Origin of the sequence: Micromonospora sp. NPDC049060, assembly GCF_040649055.1 — a bacterium.
GTDB classification, from domain to species: Bacteria; Actinomycetota; Actinomycetes; order Mycobacteriales; family Micromonosporaceae; genus Micromonospora; species Micromonospora reichwaldensis.
The window spans coordinates 1-18,985 of record NZ_JBEZEV010000033.1 but is presented as its reverse complement, the minus strand read 5'-3'; the positions used below and the strand labels follow the sequence as shown (position 1 = coordinate 18,985).

The following is an 18,985-nucleotide window of genomic DNA, read 5'->3' as shown; positions in this document are numbered from 1 at the left end:
TGGGCGATCATCTGCGAGTCCCTCGTCGAGGCGGCAGGATGGTACGCGTGACGACTCCAGAGGCGACGGGTTACCGGATCGAACGCGACTCGATGGGCGAGGTGGAGGTGCCCGCCGAGGCGCTGTGGCGGGCGCAGACCCAGCGCGCGGTGCAGAACTTCCCGATCTCCGGCCGGGGCATCGAGCCGACCCAGATCCGGGCGCTGGCCCAGATCAAGGGGGCGGCGGCCGAGGTCAACGGCGAGTTGGGCGTGATCGACGCGAACGTGGCCGCAGCCATCGCCGCCGCCGCCGCGCACGTGGCCGAGGGCGGCTACGACGACCAGTTCCCGATCGACGTGTTCCAGACCGGTTCCGGCACGTCGTCGAACATGAACACCAACGAGGTCATCGCCACGCTGGCCAGCCGGGAGCTGGGCCGGGACGTGCACCCGAACGACGACGTGAACGCCTCGCAGTCCAGCAACGACGTCTTCCCGTCCTCGATCCACCTGGCCGCCACCGAGGCGGTCGCGCGGGACCTGCTGCCCGCGCTGGCCCACCTGGCGGAGGCGCTAGAGGGCAAGGCGGCGGAGTTCGAGACCGTGGTGAAGGCCGGGCGTACGCACCTGATGGACGCCACCCCGGTCACCCTCGGACAGGAGTTCGGCGGGTACGCCGCCCAGGTCCGCTACGGCATCGAGCGGCTGGAGGGGGCGCTGCCCCGGCTGGCCGAGCTGCCGCTGGGCGGCACGGCGGTGGGCACCGGCATCAACACCCCGCTCGGCTTCGCCGCGAAGGTCATCGAGAAGCTGCGTGGCTCGACCGGGCTGCCGCTGACCGAGGCGCGCAACCACTTCGAGGCGCAGGGCGCCCGGGACGCGCTGGTGGAGACCTCCGGGCAGCTGCGTACGGTCGCCGTCGGTCTCTACAAGATCGCCAACGACATCCGCTGGATGGGCTCCGGCCCCCGCGCCGGCCTGCGCGAGCTGCGCATCCCCGACCTCCAGCCCGGCTCGTCGATCATGCCGGGCAAGGTCAACCCGGTGGTCGCCGAGGCGGTGCGGCAGGTCTGCGCCCAGGTGATCGGCAACGACGCCGCCGTCGGGTTCGCCGGCTCCCAGGGCGACTTCGAGCTGAACGTCATGCTCCCCGTGATGGGCCGCAACCTGCTGGAGTCGGTCCGCCTGCTCGCCGCGTCGAGCCGGCTCTTCGCCGACCGACTGGTGGTCGGCCTGGTCGCGGACGCCGAGGTCTGCCTGGCGTACGCGGAGGGCTCGCCGTCGATCGTCACCCCGCTCAACCGTTACCTCGGGTACGACGAGGCCGCCTCCATCGCCAAGGAGGCGCTGGCCAAGCAGGTCTCGATCCGCGAGGTGGTCGTCTCCCGGGGGCACGTCGACTCAGGCAAGCTGAGCGAGACCCAGCTCGACGAGGCACTCGACCTGCTCCGGATGACCCACCCCTGAACCTGGCCCGGCTGGACCTGGCTCGGCCTGGCCTGGCCTGGCTCGGCTCGGCTCGGCCTGAGGCTGGGCGTCGCATCACTGTCGAGCTGCCTTGTGCATGGGACCAGTTGTCCGTCTTGCGCCTTGGTGACGCGCGACGGCCGGTGTCCGCACCGGCCAGTGGCGCCAGGTCCGCCCGGTCGCACAGATGGGGCAGCTCGACAGGCATGGAAACACTTCCGGTGGGCGCCGGGGGGCGCAGTGCCGGCGGTGCGCGTGGTCGGCTCAGTTCCGGCTGGCGGTCTTGCGGGCACGGTAGGCGGTGACGGCGGCGCGGTTGCCGCAGCCCGCGTCGCAGAACCGTCGGGACCGGTTCTTCGACAGGTCGACCAGCACGTTCTCGCAGTCCGGGTGGTCGCAGATCCGCAGCCGGCGCAGCTCGCCGGTGCGTACGAGATCCGCCAGCGCCATCGCGGCCTCGACTGCCATCCGGGTCGCCAGCGGCGCGTCACGCGGCACGGCGTGGATGTGGTACGGCTCGTCGTCATGCGTGATGAGCTGGGGCAGCGCGTCGTTCTCGCGCAGCAGCCCGTTGACGATGGCGACGATCCCCTCGGTGTCGGCGTACCAGACGCGGCGCAGCCGGGGTCGGAGGTCGCGTACCGCCCGCAGTTCGTCCTCGCTGTGCTCGTGCCGCCCGCTGTAGGTGTGGGCGACGAAGAAGGCGTCCAGGGCGGCGACGTCGGGCAGGCCCTCACCGGCGCGGCCGTCGGTGTTGACCAGCGCGGCCACGGCAGTCAGGGAGCATTCCGTGTCATGGGTGAAGAGCAACTTGACTCCTGTCGTGGCGCCCGCCTAGCGTCATGAGCATAGTGGCAGTTTACTCATGACAGTGGGAGTGGATCGATGCGTCAACCACCCGCCGCCGGGCTCGGTCTCGGCCTCGCCCTGCTCTCCGCCGTCACCTTCGCCACGTCCGGCACGTTCGCCCGGTCCCTCATCGACGCCGGCTGGTCGGCCGAAGCCGCCGTGGCCGCCCGGGTCGGCGTCGCCGCGCTGGTCGTGGCGGTCCCGGCCGTGCTGTCCCTGCGCGGCAAATGGGGCGTGCTGCGCCGCAACCTCGCCGCGATCGGCGTGTTCGGGCTGCTCGGGGTCGCCACGGCACAGGTCTGCTTCTTCAACGCGGTCCGCTACCTGCCGGTCGGCGTCGCGCTGCTGCTGGAGTACCTCGGGATCGTGCTCGTGGTGGGCTGGATGTGGCTGGTCCACCGGCAGCGTCCCCGCCGGCTGACCGTCGTCGGCTCGGTGGCGGCCCTCGCCGGCCTGTTCTTCGTCCTGGACCTGACCGGCGCCGGCGGGCTCGACCCGGTGGGCGTGCTCTGGGGGCTGGGGGCGGCGGTCGGCCTCGCCGGCTACTTCGTGCTCGCCGGACGGGTCGACGAGGAGCTGCCCTCAGTGGCCATGGCCAGCGGCGGCATGGCCGTCGGGGCCGCCGTCCTGCTGCTGCTCGGCGCCGTCGGCGCGCTGCCGCTGCGGGTGTCCCTCGGCGAGGTCACCTTCGCCGGGCAGCGCACCAGTTGGCTGGTGCCGGTGATCGGCCTGTCGCTGGTCGCCGCCGTCGTCGCGTACCTCGCCGGGATCGCCGGCACCCGGATCCTCGGCGCCCGGCTGTCGTCGTTCGTCGGGCTGACCGAGGTGATGTTCGCCGTGCTGATCGCCTGGCTGGTGCTGGGCGAACTGCCCACCGTGGTGCAACTGCTCGGCGGCGCTCTGATCGTCGCCGGTGTCGCCCTGGTACGCGTCGACGAGCTGCGCGCTCCCCGTGCCGACGACCCGCGGCCGCAGGTCGCCGAGCCCGCCCTGCCGTGACTCGAACGGGCCGTCCGACGGCGCCCACCACGGATGAAAGACAGATTCGCGCCACAGCCCGACCTTGCTGTGGCGGAAAGTGCCGCGGTGTTGTCTGATGGCTGCCACGTCCCTCAACGAGAGGATCCGATGTGGTGAGCAAGCGCTTCACCGCCGGTGCCGTCGCGTCCGCGACGGCACTGGCACTTGCGGTGACCGGCATGAGCGTGCCGGCCAGCGCCGAGCCGAGCAGTGCCCGTACCTTCACCGTCGTCGCCGAGGACGGCGTCTCGGCGGACGCCGCGATCGCCGCCATCCGGTCGGCCGGCGGCACGGTGGTCTCCCGCTCCGACGACGTCGGCATGTTCCGGGTGACCAGCGACCGGGCCGACTTCGCGGCGAAGGCCACCGCCGCGACCGCGCTGATCGGCGCCACCGAGCAGAAGGCCATCGGCCGCAAGCCCAAGCTGGACCGGGTCGAGCAGGAGCACCTGCTGGCCGCCGCCGCGGCCAAGGGCGCGGGCGCCAAGCGTGGCAAGAAGATGGATCCGCTGGACGACAAGCTCTGGGGCCTGGAGATGATCCGGGCGGACCAGGCCCGCAAGGTCGAGCCGGGCGACCGCCGGGTCACCGTCGGCGTGCTGGACACCGGCGTCGACGCCAGCAACCCCGACATCGCGCCGAACTTCAACTGGGCGCTGTCCCGCAACTTCGCCCCGGACATGGTGGACGTCGACGGCCCGTGCGAGGTGGCGAGCTGCCTCGACCCGGTCGGCACCGACGACGGCGGGCACGGCACCCACGTGGCCGGCACGATCGGCGCCGCCGCCAACGGCTTCGGCCTCTCCGGCGTCGCCCCGAACATCTCCCTGGTCGAGCTCAAGGGCGGCCAGGACTCCGGCTACTTCTTCCTGGAGCCGGTGGTCAACAGCCTGCTGCACGCCGGCAAGGTCGGCCTGGATGTGGTCAACATGTCCTTCTACGTCGACCCCTGGCTCTACAACTGCACCGCCAACCCGGCCGACTCCCCGGAGGACCAGGCCGAGCAGCGGGCCACCATCAAGGCCATGAAGCGGGCGCTGAACTTCGCCCACGACCGGGGCGTCACGCTGGTCGGCGCGCTGGGCAACAACCACGAGGACCTGGGCGCCCCGCGTACCGACGTGTCGAGCCCGGACTACGGCGACACCGCGCCCTACCCCCGCGAGATCGACAACGACAGCTGCTGGGACCTGCCCACCGAGGGCCCCAACGTGATCAGCGTGTCGGCGGTCGGGCCGTCGGGCAAGAAGTCGGACTTCTCGAACTACGGCACCGAGCAGACCGCCGTGGCGGCCCCCGGCGGCTGGTTCCGTGACGGCTTCGGCACGGACACCTTCCGCACCGACGCCAACATGATCCTCTCGACGTACCCGAAGAAGGTGCTCCAGGAGGAGGGCTCGGTCGACGCGGACGGCAACATCGTCGCCGGGTTCGAGGAGACGGTCTTCAAGGAGTGCAAGGCCAACGGTGAGTGCGGGTACTACACCTACCTTCAGGGCACCTCCATGGCGGCCCCGCACGCCTCCGGCGTCGCCGCGCTGATCGTCAGCAAGCACGGCAAGAAGGAGCGGCACGGCGGCTTCGGCATGGCGCCGAAGCTGGTGGAGCAGCACCTCTACCGGACGGCGGCCGAGCACGCCTGCCCGGAGCCGCGCCTGCAGTCGTACGCCAACGAGGGCCGGGACGCCGAGTTCGACGCCTACTGCGCCGGAGGGCTGAACTTCAACGGCTTCTACGGTTACGGCATCGTCGACGCGTACGCGGCGGTGAAGACCCCGCTCAAGCCCAACGCCCGCCCGTAGGGGTGGACGGCAGGGGCCCGGCCGACTCGTTCGGCCGGGCCCCTCGCATGTCCGGCGGTGGGCGGCCGACCCGCCGGACGGTGGCGGGAGCGCCCCGGTCACTGGCGCCAGCCCCGGGCCCCGAGCGCGGCGCGAACCTCGCGCAGGACACCGGGAAAGTCCTGGCGCAGTCGCCTGCCGGTCACGGGCAGCACGAGCCAGCCGGCACCGACCAGCGTGGCGATCCGGTCGAGGTGCCCGCCGCCGGCCTCGGCGTGCTGCCCGTCCTGAGCGACGGCGACGCGGTACGCCGGCCACGCCAGGTCGGCGTGCAGCACCAGCCCGGAGGCGACCCGGACGGGGTGCCGGGCGGTGGGGCGCGGCAGCCCGGACAGCACCAGCCGCACCCGCAGCTCGGACTCGGCCGGCGACCGGGCGCCCGGATCCGCCAACCCGAACACCCAGCGCGCCCGGCGGCCGCCGGGCCGGTCGGCGTTGCGGTCGGCGACGTCGGCGAGTGCCTCGCGGCTGGTCGATCCCTGCCGGAGCAGCGAGTCGACGATGCCGACCGCACGGAGCGGTTCCAACCAGACCGCCGTCTCCCACGCCGCCGAGGTCGGGTCCGTGGCGACCGGCACGCCGGCGGTCCGCAGGTCCGCCACCCGCAGGCCGCCCGGGGACGGGCGGACCGCGGTGCGCCGGCTGCCGCCCGCGTGCTGACGGACAGCCGTGCCCAGGCTTCCAGCGCCCGGGCTGACCGGGACGTCCCGGCGGACGGCGGGCTGGCGGACCGCGGCGCCCAGGCTTCCAGCGGGCTGGCCGACCGCCGTGCCCGGACCGCAGCCCGTCCCTCGGGACCGGGCGGACGCGTACGACGGCGACGTGGCCGGGCCCGTGGAGTGCACGCGCAGGCCCCGCTGCGGGCCGAGGCGCATCGCCCTGGGGACGAGGACGTGCACGTCGTCGGCGAAGGAGGCGGCGTGCTCGACGCCGTGCAGGTAGGCCGCCGAAGGGCCGGCGACGACCGCCTCGGGCGGCAGCCGCAGGGCGGCGGCCCGGCAGGCGAGGGCGTGGTCCCGGTCCAGCCGGGCGTCGGCGTAGACGTCGTGGCGCAGGCGCAGCCAGGCCGAACTGCGCAGCTGGTGCTCGGTGACCAGTGCCTGTCGGATCGCGTCTGAGCCGCGGAAGACCTGCCAGGCCAGTACGCCGGGACGGTGCGGTGGAGGTGGCATGTGGGCAGCGTGCCCGCCGTCCGGCCCCGCCCGACAGCCCTGTGGACAACCGGGGCCACCCCGGTCAATGCCGACTGTGGACAACCGGCACGGCGGGGCGCGGATGTGGTAGAGCACCCGTCCGCGCCCGAGGACGGGCGACGGTTCGGAAAGGGCCGGTGGCTCCGAACAGGGCGGCGGCTCAGGACAGGGCGGCGGCTCAGGACAGAGTGACGGCTCAGGAGAGGGCGGTGGCGATGGCGGTGGCGGCGGTGAGGACCTGCGCGCCGACCACCTCGGCGTCCAGCGGGGCCAGCGCCACCACCCCGACGCTCGCCTCCAGGCCCGGCACGCCGAGCACCGGGGCGGCCACGCCGTACGCCCCGGATTGCAACTCCCCGGCGGTGCTCACCGGGCCGGCGGCGCCCGCCCGGCCGGCGAGGATGGCCCGCCCGGCCGCCCCGCGCTCCAGCGGGTGCCGCGCCCCCGTCCGGTACGCGACGTGGAACGACGTCCAGCTCGGCTCGACCACGACGAGCGCGACCCCCTCGCCGCCCTCGACCACCGTCAGGTGGGCGGTCGCGCCGGCCTGCTCCGCGAGGCGGCGCAGCGCGGGCAGCGCCCCCTCGGCGAGCAGCGGCTGGGCCCGCCGGGCCAGGTGCAGCACCCCGGCGCCGAGGCGCAGCCGGCCCTCGCCGTCGCGGCGCAGCATGCCGTGCGCGGCGAGCGCGCCGACCAGCCGGTACACCGCCGCCCGGCCGACGCCCAACCGGTTCGCCGCCTCGGTGACGGTCAGCCCGCCCGGCGCGTCGGCAACCAGGTGCAGCAGTCGCAGCCCCCGGTCCAGCGTCTGCGCCGTCTCCCCGCCCCGCGCCGTCGTATCCACGCCCAGCAGCGTACGACCCGGCTCCGGACAACCCAGGAATGCGGGGACGGCTACCCTTGTACGGTGACGCTACGCCTGTATGACACCGCCACCCGATCGGTGCGGGACTTCGTCCCGCGGGAAGCCGGCAAGGTGGGGGTCTACCTGTGTGGTCTCACCCTCCAGGCCCCGCCGCACATCGGTCACCTTCGCTCCGGCGTCAACTACGACGTGCTGCGCCGCTGGCTGCTCGCCGCCGGCTACGAGGTCACCTTCATCCGCAACGTGACCGACATCGACGACAAGATCCTGGTCAAGGCCATGGAGCGGGGTCAGCCCTTCTGGTCGATCGCGTACGCCAACGAGCTGGTCCTGGCCGAGTCCTACCGGGCGCTCAACGTGCTGCCCCCGACGTATGAGCCGCGGGCCACCGGGCACATCCCGGAGATGCACGAGCTGATCGCCAAGCTCATCGCCGACGGGCACGCCTACCCGGCCACCGACGACTCCGGCGACGTCTACTTCGACGTCTGCTCCTGGCCGGCCTACGGCTCCCTGTCGGGGCAGTCGCCGGACGCGATGCAGTCGGCGGGGGACGCGCCCGACCGGGGCAAGCGCGACCCGCGCGACTTCGCGCTGTGGAAGGGCGCCAAGCCCGACGAGCCGGCGGACGCCTACTGGCCGTCGCCGTGGGGGCGGGGCCGGCCGGGCTGGCACATCGAGTGCTCGGCGATGTGCCGGCGCTACCTCGGGGCCGAGTTCGACATCCACGGCGGCGGACTGGACCTCACCTTCCCCCACCACGAGAACGAGATCGCCCAGTCGCAGGCCGCCGGGCTGCCGTTCGCCCGCTACTGGGTGCACCACGGGCTGCTCAGCATCGGCGGCGCCAAGATGGGCAAGTCGCTCGGCAACGCCCTCGACCTGACGTACGTCGACTCGCTCGGGGTGCGCCCGGTGGAGCTGCGTTACTACTACGCCGCCGCCCACTACCGGTCCCGGATCGACTACTCGGAGGACGCGCTGCGCGAGGCCGCCGTCGCGTACCGCCGGATCGAGGGCTTCGTGCAGCGGGCCGTCGAGCGCGTCGGCGCCGGCCAGCTCGGCGAGCTGCCGGGCGCGTTCGCGGCGGCCATGGACGACGATCTGAACACCTCCGCCGCGTTCGCCGTCCTGCACGAGGTGGTCCGCGACGGCAACACCGCGCTGACCGGCGGCGACGATGTGACCGTCCGCACGGCGCTGGCCTCCGCGCGCGCCATGCTGGATATCCTCGGGGTCGACCCCCTCGACCCGGCGTGGACCGGTGGCGGCCGCACGGACGACCTGCGCGGCGTGGTGGACTCGCTGGTCGCGCTGGCCCTGGAGCAGCGCGCACAGGCCCGCGGTCGCAAGGACTGGGCCGCCGCGGACGCCGTACGCGACCAGCTCAAGCAGGCCGGCGTGGTGGTCGAGGACACCCCCCAGGGCCCCCGTTGGACTATTGGAGAGCAGGACTGATGGCCGGCAACTCGCAGCGCCGTGGCCGGCGTCTGACGCCGAAGGCGGGAGCCCCGAAGGGCTCCGGTGGCAAGAACAAGGACTCCCTCGCCGGGCGGGGCAAGACCCTGCCCGCCGACGAGCGGCCCTGGCACAAGGCCTACTCGGGCACCGAGAAGCTGCCCCAGCGCACCGCCTGGAAGCAGGACAAGGAGCGCCGGGCGGCGGCCGAGGAGGGGCGCGCCCCCAAGATCGGCCAGCCGGGCAGCAAGGACACCACCTGGGGCAAGGGCGGTGGCCGGGGCGTGCCGACCGGCGGCGGGCGCGGTACGGGCGGTCGGGGCGCCAGGCCCACCGGTCGTGGCGGCCCCCGGGTCGCGCCGGGCCGCAAGTCCAACCCGTCCAAGGACACGCCGGAGCTGCTGGTCGGGCGCAACCCGGTGCTGGAGTCGCTGCGCGCCCAGGTGCCGGCGACCGCGCTCTACACCGCGCAGGGCATCGACGCCGACGACCGGATCAACGAGATCGTCCGGACGGCCGCCGACCGGGGCATCGCGATCCTGGAGGTCAGCCGGGCCGAGCTGGACCGGATGACCGGCGGCGTGCTGCACCAGGGCATCGGGCTCCAGGTGCCGGCGTTCGCGTACGAGCCCTTCGAGGACCTCGTCGCGGCGGCGCTGGAGCAGACCGCCCCGCTGCTGGTGGCGCTGGACGGGGTGACCGACCCGCGCAACCTCGGCGCGGTGATCCGGTCCGCCGCCGCCTTCGGCGCGCAGGGTGTCTTCGTACCGGAGCGGCGGGCTGCCGGGATCACCGCGACCGCCTGGCGGACCAGCGCCGGCGCGGCGGCGCGGGTGCCGGTCGCCCAGGTGACCAACCTGACCCGGTCGCTGAAGGCCTGTCAGGACGCCGGCTTCCTGGTGGTGGGCCTGGACGCCGACGGCGAGACCGACCTCTACGACCTGGAGGCCGCCGTCGGCCCGCTGGTCGTGGTCGTCGGCTCCGAGGGCCGGGGGCTCTCCCGCCTGGTCGGCGAGACCTGCGACCTGACGGTAAGCATCCCGATGGTCTCCGACGTCGAGTCGCTCAACGCCAGCGTCGCCGCGGCCGTCACCCTCGCCGAGGTGGCGCGCCGCCGGGCCGCCGAGGGCTGATCCGCAGACACGGAGAAGGGGCGGTCCGCCGATGGCGGGCCGCCCTTCGTCTGTCCGGGGGCCTTCAGCCGGAGACGACGATGGGGGCGCCCGCCGGTCGGCGGGCACCCCCATCTCGTCGTACGTCAGATGCGGTTGCCGGTGCCCGCGTTGAAGACGTGGCTGCGGCCCTCGCGCGGCTTGACGAACACGGTGTCGCCCATGTTCGGCATGGTGCGCCGGTCGGTACGGACCACGAAGCGCTCGTTGCTGCCCTCGAGCGCGGCGTGGCCGTAGATGTTGGCGTCCGAGCCGAGGTCCTCGACCAGCTCGACGACGACGGGCATGCCGCCCTCGGTCGGGCTGACCAGGTCGCAGTCCTCGGGGCGGAAGCCGACGGTCACCTTGTTGTCGCCGCCGTCGGCGCGGGCCGCCTCGACCTGCTCACGGGTGAGCGGGATCTGCAGGTCGGCGAAGGCGGCGCCCCGCTCGTTCAGCGGCACGGTCTTGATGTTCATGGCGGGGGATCCCATGAAGCCGGCGACGAAGACGTTGGCCGGGGTGTCGTAGAGCGCCCGCGGGGTGTCCACCTGCTGGAGCTCGCCGTCGAGCATGACCGCCACCCGGTGACCCATGGTCATGGCCTCGACCTGGTCGTGGGTGACGTAGACGGTGGTGACGCCCAGCTTCGCCTGGAGCGACGCGATCTGGGTACGGGTCTGCACACGCAGCTTCGCGTCGAGGTTCGACAGCGGCTCGTCCATGAGGAAGACCTGCGGCTCGCGGACGATCGCCCGGCCCATGGCCACCCGCTGGCGCTGACCGCCGGAGAGGGCCTTCGGCTTGCGGCCCAGGTACTCCTCCAGCTGGAGCAGCGCCGCCGCCTCCTTGACCCGCCGGTCGATCTCGGCCTTCGAGGTCTTGCGCAGCTTGAGCGCGAACGCCATGTTCTCGTACACCGTCATGTGCGGGTAGAGGGCGTAGTTCTGGAAGACCATCGCGATGTCGCGGGCCTTCGGCGGCAGGTGGGTGACGTCCCGGTCGTCGATGTGGATCGAGCCCTGGTCGACGTCCTCCAGGCCGGCGAGCATGCGCAGGCTGGTGGACTTGCCGCAACCGGAGGGGCCGACCAGGACGAGGAACTCGCCGTCGCCGATCTCCAGGTCGAGCTGGTTGACGGCGGGACGCTCCGTGCCCGGGTAGATCCGGGACGCCTTGGAGTAGGTGACCGTAGCCATGGTGGGGTGCTTCCTTTCACCGGCAGGAACGTGCCGGACGATCCGAGTGAAGGAGCGGCCGGCACGGGACGCGCCGGCCCACGGGCAGCCTCTCGGTGACCGAGATGTCGTCCGTGTCACTGCACCGTAAACGGCTTTCCGCCACCTGCCAAGGCGGGGCGCACGGGATGGGACGGACCGCATAGACATTCCGGTCACTCGGGCACGGGCGGACATCAATCGACCGTCAATGTCGGTCCGCCGCAGGGGGGCGGAGACGTTTCCGGTGGTCGGGAGGCCTGCCGCGGCGGAAATCCGGACGTCAGTCGCTATGCTGGCGTCGGCACCACACGCCCCTGTAGCTCAGCTGGCCAGAGCACTCGCCTTGTAAGCGAGATGTCGCCGGTTCGATCCCGGCCGGGGGCTCCAAATTTCATCAGGCATCCTTCGCCGGGCGCTGTCGCACGCGGCCGACCGCCCGACCGCCCGGCGTCAGTGCTTCCAGAGGCACTCCGCCCGGAAGTACCGGGCGGTGAACTCCTCTTCCAGGGAGTCCGTGTTCGCCTCATCCGTCCACCAGCCTGGCCAGACATCGACACCGGAAGGCGCGCTGATGGTCGCGAGGATGGTGGCGCATCGGTGGCAGCGCCGAGGAGCCGAGTCCCGGAACCGCCCGCCGCAGTCGCATCGCCGTAGCCGCGCCTCGAATGCCGCCATCAGCGTGGGGTAGGTCTCGTCCCGGGCAGGGAGCGCGTCCGCGATGGCCATGGCCGTGCTGTCGTAGTAACTGACATCCACCCGCATCGGGCAGCCGTCGCAGTAGAGGAAGTAGCAGTGGCGGCCGATCGACGAACTCATCGTGCAGCGGACGACTACGCAGCCGGTTGCCTCGGGTCGATACGCTCTCCCTCCGAGGATGGTCGATACGCCTGTCGTCCGAGGATGGTCAGGAGCCGATCTGGTGGAGTCTCTTGGTGCGAAGCGGGTTCAGCGCTGGCGTCAGGGCGTGACGGAACACGACAGGCACTGGCACCAGGTGCGGCGATCCAAGATGTTCACGGCGCTCCCCGCCGCGCTCGTGTCGATTCTGGCGGGCAACTTCCTCTGGGAAGCCGTGCGGGCGAACGTGAAGGTGCCCGTGGGCGAACTGCCGTGGCGACTTTCCGTCCTGGACCTTCCCACCACTGCGAACCTGCTCGCCGTGTTCGGCGGGCTCATGCTCGCCCGTGCGCAGTTCGCCAAGACGGTCCGGCCCCACTTCGGTTACGGCTGGATGCAGAAGGAGGGCGACGGCGGGCGTTGGATCCTCTATTTCTTCAACGCGGGGCCAGGTCACGCGACGGTGACGCAGATCCTCTACCGGATCGCCTTTCACGGGGAGGAGCGGACGGGCGCGTCGGAGTGGATCAGGTTTCCCGATCTGGACGCTCGACTCCGGCGTCGTGGCATCGAAGAAGCGGACGCCGAGTTGACGTGGATCGGGCGCACCCCGGTCGTTCCGCAGCAGCGGGGGGTCGACGGCCTCAAGATCGGCGAATTCTCCTATCGTGCCCTGGCTGCCATCGGCCACCTGGACGTCGAGATCCTGGCTGAGGACAGCGTGGGCGATCGGCATCGGCTCTTGATCCGCTCCACCGCGCGACTCCCGTCCAAGGCGACACGGGTGATCGACTCGCTGCGAGCGCGGGAGGTCGCCGACCGGCAGGATGCGGCGGGCCGGTAACCGGCGCACCTATGCTGGGCGGCGTGAGCAGGGCGACGGAGGAGTCGAACCGGGCCATGCTGCGCGCCCGGGACGCGATGGACCGCGCGTACGACCAGCCGCTCGACATCCCCGCCCTGGCCCGGATCGCGTACGTCTCCGAGGCGCACTTCATCCGCACCTTCCGGGCGACCTTCGGCGAGACCCCGCACCGCTACCTCCAGCGGCGGCGGGTGGAGCGGGCCATGTACCTGCTGCTGCACACCGACCGGGACGTCACTGACGTCTGCTACGCGGTCGGCTTCGCCAGCCTGGGCACGTTCAGCCGCACGTTCCGGCAGATCGTCGGGGAGTCGCCGTCGGAGTACCGCCGGCGCAAGGCGCCGACCGCCGCCGTGCCGGTGTGCTTCACGAAGGCCTGGACCCGGCCCAGCAGCTTCGGATGAGAGACCTCAGTTTTGGATAAGCAGCAGGTCAGGGGAGCCCCGTAGCGTTCCCGACATGACGATGAACGCGATCAGCCGCTCCCAGATCTACGTGCTCGACCAGGACGAGGCCCTCGACTTCTATGTGGGCAAGCTCGGCCTGGAGGTCAACACCGACCAGGACCTCGGCTTCATGCGCTGGTTGACGGTGAACCTGCCCGGCGACCCGGAGCGCGAGATCCTGCTGGAGAAGCCGGGCCCGCCGGCGCTGGACCCGGCGACCGCCGAGCAGGTCCGTGAGCTGCTCACCAAAGGGGCGCTGGGCGGTTACCTCTTCATGACCACCGACGACGCGCACAAGACGTACGAGGACCTCGTGGCCAAGGGCGTCGAGATCACCGACGAGCCGATGGAGCGCCCGTACGGGATCGACTTCGGCATCCGCGACCCGTTCGGCAACAAGATCCGCATCGGCCAGATGTTCCCCAGGGGCTGAGCCGCGCGGCGGGCGGTCGTGACCGGAGGTCCGCCCCCGTACGCCGGCTGCTGACGGGCCTCATGGCCGTCGAGCGGGCCGACGGGCCGAGACCGACCACGGCGCCCGTGCGGCCCGGGCGACGGCGGCGCCGCCGGTCAGCGGAGGCCGGGGACCACGGTGACGGTGAACGGTGGGGCTGGCGACGGATTGTTGAGCTGGCTGTGGACCCAGAGCAGCCGGGAGCCGTCCCGGGCGATCGTCGTCGGTGACCGGTCCAACGACGCGGGGGCCGACCGTCGCACCACCCGGGCGGTGCGACGGTCGTCGTCCAACATCGCCAGGTCGACCGCGAAGGCCACGCCGCCCGCGCCGTCCGGGAAGTTGACCACCCCGTAGAGGCGGTCCCCCTCCAGTAGCAGGCCGTCGGCGGCCATCCGCCCGCCGGCCACCTCGACCACGCTCGCTCTCCTGCGGGACAGATCCACCCGGTACAGGCGCTCGCTGCCCTGGTCGGCGACGAGCGCGACCCGGTTGTCGACGACGATGCCGTTGAGGAAGCCGGGAGCCTCCGGAAAGTCGGCGGGCGTGAGCCAGGGAGTCAGCTCGCCGATCCGGGGGCCGGCTGTCGTCGCTCGCCACAGGGTGCCCGTGCCCGAGTCGGTGACGTAGACCGCGTTGTCGGTGACGGCCAGGTCGTTGAGGGCGGCACCGGCCAGTGGTGCCACCCGCTTGGCCACCAACGAGCCGTCCGGGCGGTAGACGAACAGGGCCCCCGTGTCCCAACCGGCCACGAAGATCCGCCCCAGCCCGTCGACCTGTACACCCGCCGCCCTGGTCCGCCCGTCGGCCCCCGCCGGCAGGAAGGGCGCCAACTCGGCCGACCGGGTGTGCCCCCGGTAGACGGCTCCGGTGCCGACGCTGGTCACGTACATGGTGCCGGCGGAGGTGACCGCGATGCCCTCCGGCAGCACGCCCGCGTCCCGCGAGACGACGTACGTGTCGGGACAGGCCGTGGTGGCCGTGACGGGTGACGGCGGGGCGGCGGTCGACGCGAGTACGGCCGCGACGGCGACGGCGATCAGTTTTCTCATGAGGGAAGCGTCGGCTACCCCCGACCGTGTCTCCACGCCTTTCACACGGGCCTGAAAGGCGGCTACCGTCGGCGGCGTGCTGACCCTGCACCTGAACGCGGCGGACCTCAGTCGCACGGTGGTCCGCTCCCGCCCGTCGGTTTCGCTGGAACTGGCTGCGGCGGGGCAGCGGATGTTCCTGCCGACCGTCCCCGGGCACCTCGAAGGGTGGCGGGCCCGGACCCGGGCGGCTCTGCGCCCGGTCATGCGGCCGTACCTCGATCTGTGCCGCCTGCCGTGGTGGTTGCCGGACTTCCTGACCCCGATCGGCGCCGACCCGGACGTCGCCACCGCCCTCGACCGGTTGGCCGCCACTCCCGCCGCGACGCTGAGCGCCGAACTCGGGCCCCGGGTCGCCGCCGGCGACCTGCCGTCCCGGGTCGGTGAGCTGGCCGCCGGTGCTCCCGCCGCGCGGCAGCGGCTGCGTACGGCGGTTGCGGCGTTCCACGCCGTCGCGGTCGCCCCGTACCGTGCGGAGATCGACGCGGCCGTGCACGCCGACCGGGCCGCCCGTGGGCACACCATGGTCGATGCCGGGATCGACCGGGTGCTGCGTAACCTCAGCCCGTACCTGCACTGGTCGTCGTCGGGCGGGGCCTACCGGCTGTCCTACGAGTGCGCGTTCGGCACCCGGCTGGACGTCGAGCCGAGCGGTCGGGGCGTCACGCTCGTGCCGTCGTACTTCCTTCCGCAGCCGTGCGTCCTCGACGACCCGGCGGGCCCGATGGTCCTTGCCTACCCCGTCGAGCGGACACGTCGTGAGCTCACCACCGGCGCACCGCTGGCCGACCTGCTCGGTCGTACCCGCGCGGCCGTGCTGGGCGCGGTGGCTGACGGACGGAGCACCACCCAGGTCGCCCGCGACGTCGGCGTCTCCGCGGCCTCGGTCAGCCAGCACACCGCGGTCCTGCGGTCGGCCGGGCTGATCACGACTCATCGGACCGGCTCCGCCGTGCGGCACTCGCTGACCCCGCTGGGGCAGCGCCTGCTGCGGGCCGTCGCGACCGTCAACCCGGCGTCGTCCACCGGCCCGGTCTGCCCGGGCGGCGCTCAGCCGATGGCGGTGAGCAGGAGTTCCACCACCGCCCGGGTCGTCCCCGGTGGGGCGGCGTCGGCCGGGCAGTCGACGTAACCGGTCTCGACCGCCCCGACGGTCAGCCGGTAGCTGAAGGCGTCCTGGCAGGCGGTGGGCGCCGACGGGTGGCCCGCCTCCGCGGCGAGCCCGGGGTCGACGACGAGCCGGCGCAGCCGGTCGAGATCCGCGCTGGAGAGCCGGCCGGTGCGTGGGGATCCGGCGCGGTCGACGACCGTCCACCGGCCGTCGTGCTCCACCGTCACGGTGTCGCCGCGTCCGGCGAACCCGCCCGACCGGGTCAGCATGATCCGGGCCGTCGTGGCCGCCGGCCCGGGAGAGCGCGGCGCGGTCGTCGGCTGCGGGGACGGCGCGGCGGCCGTCGGTGTGGCCGGCGTTCGCGCCGGACCGGGCGGGGCGTCCTGGTCCGCCGGTCCGGTCGGCGCGCAGCCGGCCAGGAGGGTCGCCGCGAGCGCGATCCCGGCGCCGGCCATCGAAGCTGATCTCATGTTCGTCGGACGCTCGGGATGGCGATCCGGTTCCCACCAGCGTCGATTCCACCGAACGGCCAATGTCTCAAGCGGAAATCCGATCAACCCTTCTCTTTTTGGCTAAAACATCGTTGTATCTACATGCGTGACTACCCCCGTCACGCGTTCCTGTCCAGGAGGGCACGTGAAGAGACCCCTTGCCGCCGTCGGTGCGGCCCTGCTAGCCGGCGGTCTGCTGACCGGCGTCGGTACCCCGACGCTCGCGGCACCTGCTGCCGCCCCCGCCCCGGGCGGCCCCGCCGCCGCCGCGGCGAGCGTCCTGCGGACCAACCCCGGCGCCGTGCAGGGCACCGGCGCCGAGGCCTACCAGGTGCACAGCACCAAGGTCGACGCCAACGGCGCCGCACACACCCGCTACACCCGGACCTACCAGGGCCTGCGGGTGTACGGCGGTGACTTCGTCATCCACACGACCCCGACCGGCGGCTACGCCGGCTCCTCGGTCGGTCTGGACGCCCCGCTGACCCTGCCCACCACGGCGAAGGTCCCCGCCGCGGCGGCGAAGAAGGCCGCCCGCGCCGAGTTCTCCGGCACGCTCACCGCCGTGGGCACCCCGGAACTCTTCGTCGACGCCAGCTCCGGCAAGGGCCGGCTCGCCTGGGAGACCGTCGTCACCGGCTGGCACCCGGACGGGCAGACGCCGTCGCGGTTCCACGTCGTCACCGACGCCACCACGGGCAAGGTCGTCGGCTCGTACGACGAGATCGAGGCCGTCGCCGGCACGGGCAACAGCGTCTACTCGGGCACCGTCACCGTGGACACCACGCTCTCCGGCAGCACGTACCAGATGATCGACCCGCTGCGCGGCAACGGCTCCACGTGCGACATGAACAACGGCACGTCGACGTGCACCACGTTCACCGACGCCGACAACACCTGGGGCACCGGCGCCACCTCCAACCGGCAGTCCGCCGCCGTGGACGCGCACTACGGCGCCGCCAAGACGTACGACTACTTCAAGAACGTGCACGGGCGCAACGGCATCTTCGGTGACGGCCGGGGCGTGCCCAGCCGGGTGCACTACGGCAACAACTACGTCAACGCCTTCTGGGACGGCTCCCGGATGACGTACGGCGACGGCAGCGGCAACTCCCGGCCGCTGGTCTCCATCGACGTGGCCGCCCACGAGATGAGCCACGGCGTGACCGAGAACGTCGTCCCCGGCGGCCTGACCTACTCCGGCGAGTCCGGCGGCCTCAACGAGGCCACCAGCGACATCTTCGGCAACATGGTCGAGTTCTACGCCAACAGCCCCGCCGACCCGGGCGACTACCAGGTCGGCGAGAAGATCGACATCAACGGCAATGGCACCCCTCTGCGCTACATGTACAACCCGGCCCTGGATGGCAAGGGCGACAGCTGCTGGTCCACCTCCACCCGGACCAAGGACGTGCACTACTCGTCCGGCGTGGCCAACCACTTCTTCTTCAACCTCGCCGAGGGCACCGGGGCCACCCCGTACGGCACCTCGCCGATCTGCGGCTCCGCCCCGGCGGTGACCGGCATCGGCCGCGTCAAGGCCGAGAAGATCTGGTGGCGGGCGCTGGACGCGTACTTCACCTCCAACACCTCGTACGTCAACACCAGCAACCCGGCCAACACCGCCCGGGCGTACAGCCTGCGCGCCGCGACCGACCTGTACGGCAGCTGCTCCACCGAGTACAAGACCGTCCAGGCGGCCTGGACCGCGGTGAACGTGGCCGGCAACGACGCGCCGTGCTCGACCGGCAACGACTTCTCGGTCTCGCTCTCGCCGACCTCCGGCGCGGTGAACCCGGGCGGCTCGGTCTCCACCACCGTGGCCACGGCCACCACCAGCGGCTCGGCGCAGACCGTGACGCTGTCGGCCGCCGGCCTGCCGAGCGGGGCGACCGCCTCGTTCAGCCCGGCCTCGGTGACCTCGGGCGGCTCGTCGACCCTCACCATCGCCACCACGGCCGCCACGGCGCCCGGCACCTACACGGTCACCGTGAACGGCGCCGGCTCGGTCACCCGCAGCGCCACCTACACGCTGACGGTCAACGGCACCGGCGGCGGCTGCACCAGCCCGGGTCAGAAGCTCGCCAACGCGGGCTTCGAGTCCGGGGCCACCGGCTGGACGCAGACCTCCGGCGTGATCGGCCAGCACGGCACCTCGCAGCCGGCCCGCACCGGCACGTGGAGCGCCTGGCTGAACGGGTACGGGACCACCCGCACCGACACGCTCGCCCAGTCGGTGAGCCTGCCGGCCGGGTGCACGTCGTACAACTTCAGCTTCTGGCTGCACATCGACTCGGCGGAGACCACCAGCAGCACCGCGTACGACACGCTGCGGGTGCAGGTGCTCAACTCCTCCGGGACGGTGCTGGCGACCCTCGCCACGTACTCGAACCTGAACAAGGCCGCCGGCTACAGCCAGAAGTCGTTCTCGCTGGCCACGTACAAGGGGCAGACCGTCACCCTGAAGTTCACCGGCGTCGAGGACTCGTCGCTCCAGACGTCCTTCGTCGTGGACGACACCGCGCTGAACGTCTCCTGACGTAGCCGTACCGTCGCCGGCCCGGCGACCACCCCGCCAGGGTGGTCCGAGGCTGGCCCACGTGGGCAACCTGCGGCGGCTCGCCTCCCGGCCCGGCCTGCGGGTC

The 18,985-nt window shown here is 72.4% G+C and carries 17 protein-coding genes and 1 tRNA gene; 11 read left to right on the top strand and 7 right to left on the bottom strand.

The features are described from left to right. Positions 1-38 precede the first annotated feature (38 nt). On the top strand, positions 39-1,448 hold the full coding sequence (locus tag AB0B83_RS14655) for a class II fumarate hydratase (RefSeq protein WP_357578614.1): 1,410 nt from the start codon (positions 39-41) through the stop codon (positions 1,446-1,448). A gap of 264 nt (positions 1,449-1,712) precedes the next feature. Here AB0B83_RS14655 and AB0B83_RS14650 read toward each other — a convergent pair whose 3' ends face one another. After that, positions 1,713-2,258, bottom strand: a complete 546-nt coding sequence (locus AB0B83_RS14650; RefSeq protein WP_357578613.1) for a CGNR zinc finger domain-containing protein — start codon at positions 2,256-2,258, stop codon at positions 1,713-1,715. A 75-nt stretch (positions 2,259-2,333) separates the two neighbouring features. Here AB0B83_RS14650 and AB0B83_RS14645 point away from each other — a divergent pair, with 75 nt between their 5' ends. Beyond that, a complete protein-coding gene (locus tag AB0B83_RS14645; RefSeq protein WP_357578612.1) occupies positions 2,334-3,296 on the top strand; it encodes an EamA family transporter in 963 nt (320 codons plus the stop codon). A gap of 134 nt (positions 3,297-3,430) precedes the next feature. After that, the gene (locus tag AB0B83_RS14640; protein WP_357578611.1) at positions 3,431-5,119 is read left to right on the top strand and encodes a S8 family serine peptidase; all 1,689 of its coding nucleotides are present in this window, start codon (positions 3,431-3,433) and stop codon (positions 5,117-5,119) included. Positions 5,120-5,217: 98 nt separating this feature from the next. On the opposite strand, the gene AB0B83_RS14635 is transcribed toward AB0B83_RS14640, so the two are convergent. Together AB0B83_RS14635 and AB0B83_RS14630 are read right to left on the bottom strand one after the other, a co-directional pair. Beyond that, the gene (locus AB0B83_RS14635) at positions 5,218-6,330 is read right to left on the bottom strand and encodes a hypothetical protein (protein ID WP_357578610.1); all 1,113 of its coding nucleotides are present in this window, start codon (positions 6,328-6,330) and stop codon (positions 5,218-5,220) included. A gap of 217 nt (positions 6,331-6,547) precedes the next feature. After that, positions 6,548-7,195 (bottom strand): helix-turn-helix domain-containing protein, encoded by a 648-nt coding sequence (locus tag AB0B83_RS14630; RefSeq protein WP_357578609.1) that lies wholly within the window; start codon positions 7,193-7,195, stop codon positions 6,548-6,550. 63 nt (positions 7,196-7,258) lie between these two features. On the opposite strand from AB0B83_RS14630, the gene cysS reads away from it, so the two are divergent. Both cysS and rlmB read left to right on the top strand, forming a co-directional pair. Continuing rightward, positions 7,259-8,674 (top strand): cysteine--tRNA ligase, encoded by a 1,416-nt coding sequence (gene cysS / locus AB0B83_RS14625; RefSeq protein ID WP_357578608.1) that lies wholly within the window; start codon positions 7,259-7,261, stop codon positions 8,672-8,674. Continuing rightward, positions 8,674-9,807 (top strand): 23S rRNA (guanosine(2251)-2'-O)-methyltransferase RlmB, encoded by a 1,134-nt coding sequence (gene rlmB / locus AB0B83_RS14620; RefSeq protein ID WP_151455305.1) that lies wholly within the window; start codon positions 8,674-8,676, stop codon positions 9,805-9,807. The genes cysS and rlmB overlap by 1 nt, the downstream gene beginning before the upstream one ends. A gap of 125 nt (positions 9,808-9,932) precedes the next feature. Here the strand turns inward: rlmB and ugpC are convergent, their stop codons facing one another. Next, on the bottom strand, positions 9,933-11,024 hold the full coding sequence (gene ugpC / locus AB0B83_RS14615; protein WP_357578607.1) for a sn-glycerol-3-phosphate ABC transporter ATP-binding protein UgpC: 1,092 nt from the start codon (positions 11,022-11,024) through the stop codon (positions 9,933-9,935). Between the two features lie 331 nt (positions 11,025-11,355). On the opposite strand from ugpC, the gene AB0B83_RS14610 reads away from it, so the two are divergent. Then, positions 11,356-11,432, top strand: a tRNA-Thr gene (locus AB0B83_RS14610). Between the two features lie 63 nt (positions 11,433-11,495). Here the strand turns inward: AB0B83_RS14610 and AB0B83_RS14605 are convergent. Next, a complete protein-coding gene (locus AB0B83_RS14605; RefSeq protein WP_357578606.1) occupies positions 11,496-11,861 on the bottom strand; it encodes a hypothetical protein in 366 nt (121 codons plus the stop codon). A gap of 148 nt (positions 11,862-12,009) precedes the next feature. Between AB0B83_RS14605 and AB0B83_RS14600 the strand changes: the two genes are divergently transcribed. From AB0B83_RS14600 to AB0B83_RS14590, 3 genes are read left to right on the top strand one after another with little or no spacing between them, the layout of a single operon-like run. Further along, the gene (locus tag AB0B83_RS14600; protein WP_311411707.1) at positions 12,010-12,726 is read left to right on the top strand and encodes a hypothetical protein; all 717 of its coding nucleotides are present in this window, start codon (positions 12,010-12,012) and stop codon (positions 12,724-12,726) included. Positions 12,727-12,749: 23 nt separating this feature from the next. Continuing rightward, positions 12,750-13,151, top strand: a complete 402-nt coding sequence (locus tag AB0B83_RS14595) for an AraC family transcriptional regulator (protein ID WP_357578605.1) — start codon at positions 12,750-12,752, stop codon at positions 13,149-13,151. A gap of 55 nt (positions 13,152-13,206) precedes the next feature. Beyond that, positions 13,207-13,626 (top strand): VOC family protein, encoded by a 420-nt coding sequence (locus tag AB0B83_RS14590; RefSeq protein WP_121401524.1) that lies wholly within the window; start codon positions 13,207-13,209, stop codon positions 13,624-13,626. 137 nt (positions 13,627-13,763) lie between these two features. Here the strand turns inward: AB0B83_RS14590 and AB0B83_RS14585 are convergent, their stop codons facing one another. After that, positions 13,764-14,699 (bottom strand): superoxide dismutase, encoded by a 936-nt coding sequence (locus AB0B83_RS14585; RefSeq protein ID WP_357578604.1) that lies wholly within the window; start codon positions 14,697-14,699, stop codon positions 13,764-13,766. A 76-nt stretch (positions 14,700-14,775) separates the two neighbouring features. On the opposite strand from AB0B83_RS14585, the gene AB0B83_RS14580 reads away from it, so the two are divergent. Continuing rightward, a complete protein-coding gene (locus tag AB0B83_RS14580; protein ID WP_357578603.1) occupies positions 14,776-15,870 on the top strand; it encodes a winged helix-turn-helix domain-containing protein in 1,095 nt (364 codons plus the stop codon). On the opposite strand, the gene AB0B83_RS14575 is transcribed toward AB0B83_RS14580, so the two are convergent. Next, positions 15,789-16,319, bottom strand: a complete 531-nt coding sequence (locus AB0B83_RS14575) for a hypothetical protein (protein WP_357578602.1) — start codon at positions 16,317-16,319, stop codon at positions 15,789-15,791. The genes AB0B83_RS14580 and AB0B83_RS14575 overlap by 82 nt on opposite strands. Positions 16,320-16,485: 166 nt before the next feature. Here AB0B83_RS14575 and AB0B83_RS14570 point away from each other — a divergent pair, with 166 nt between their 5' ends. Continuing rightward, on the top strand, positions 16,486-18,879 hold the full coding sequence (locus AB0B83_RS14570; protein WP_357578601.1) for a M4 family metallopeptidase: 2,394 nt from the start codon (positions 16,486-16,488) through the stop codon (positions 18,877-18,879). Positions 18,880-18,985 lie beyond the last annotated feature (106 nt).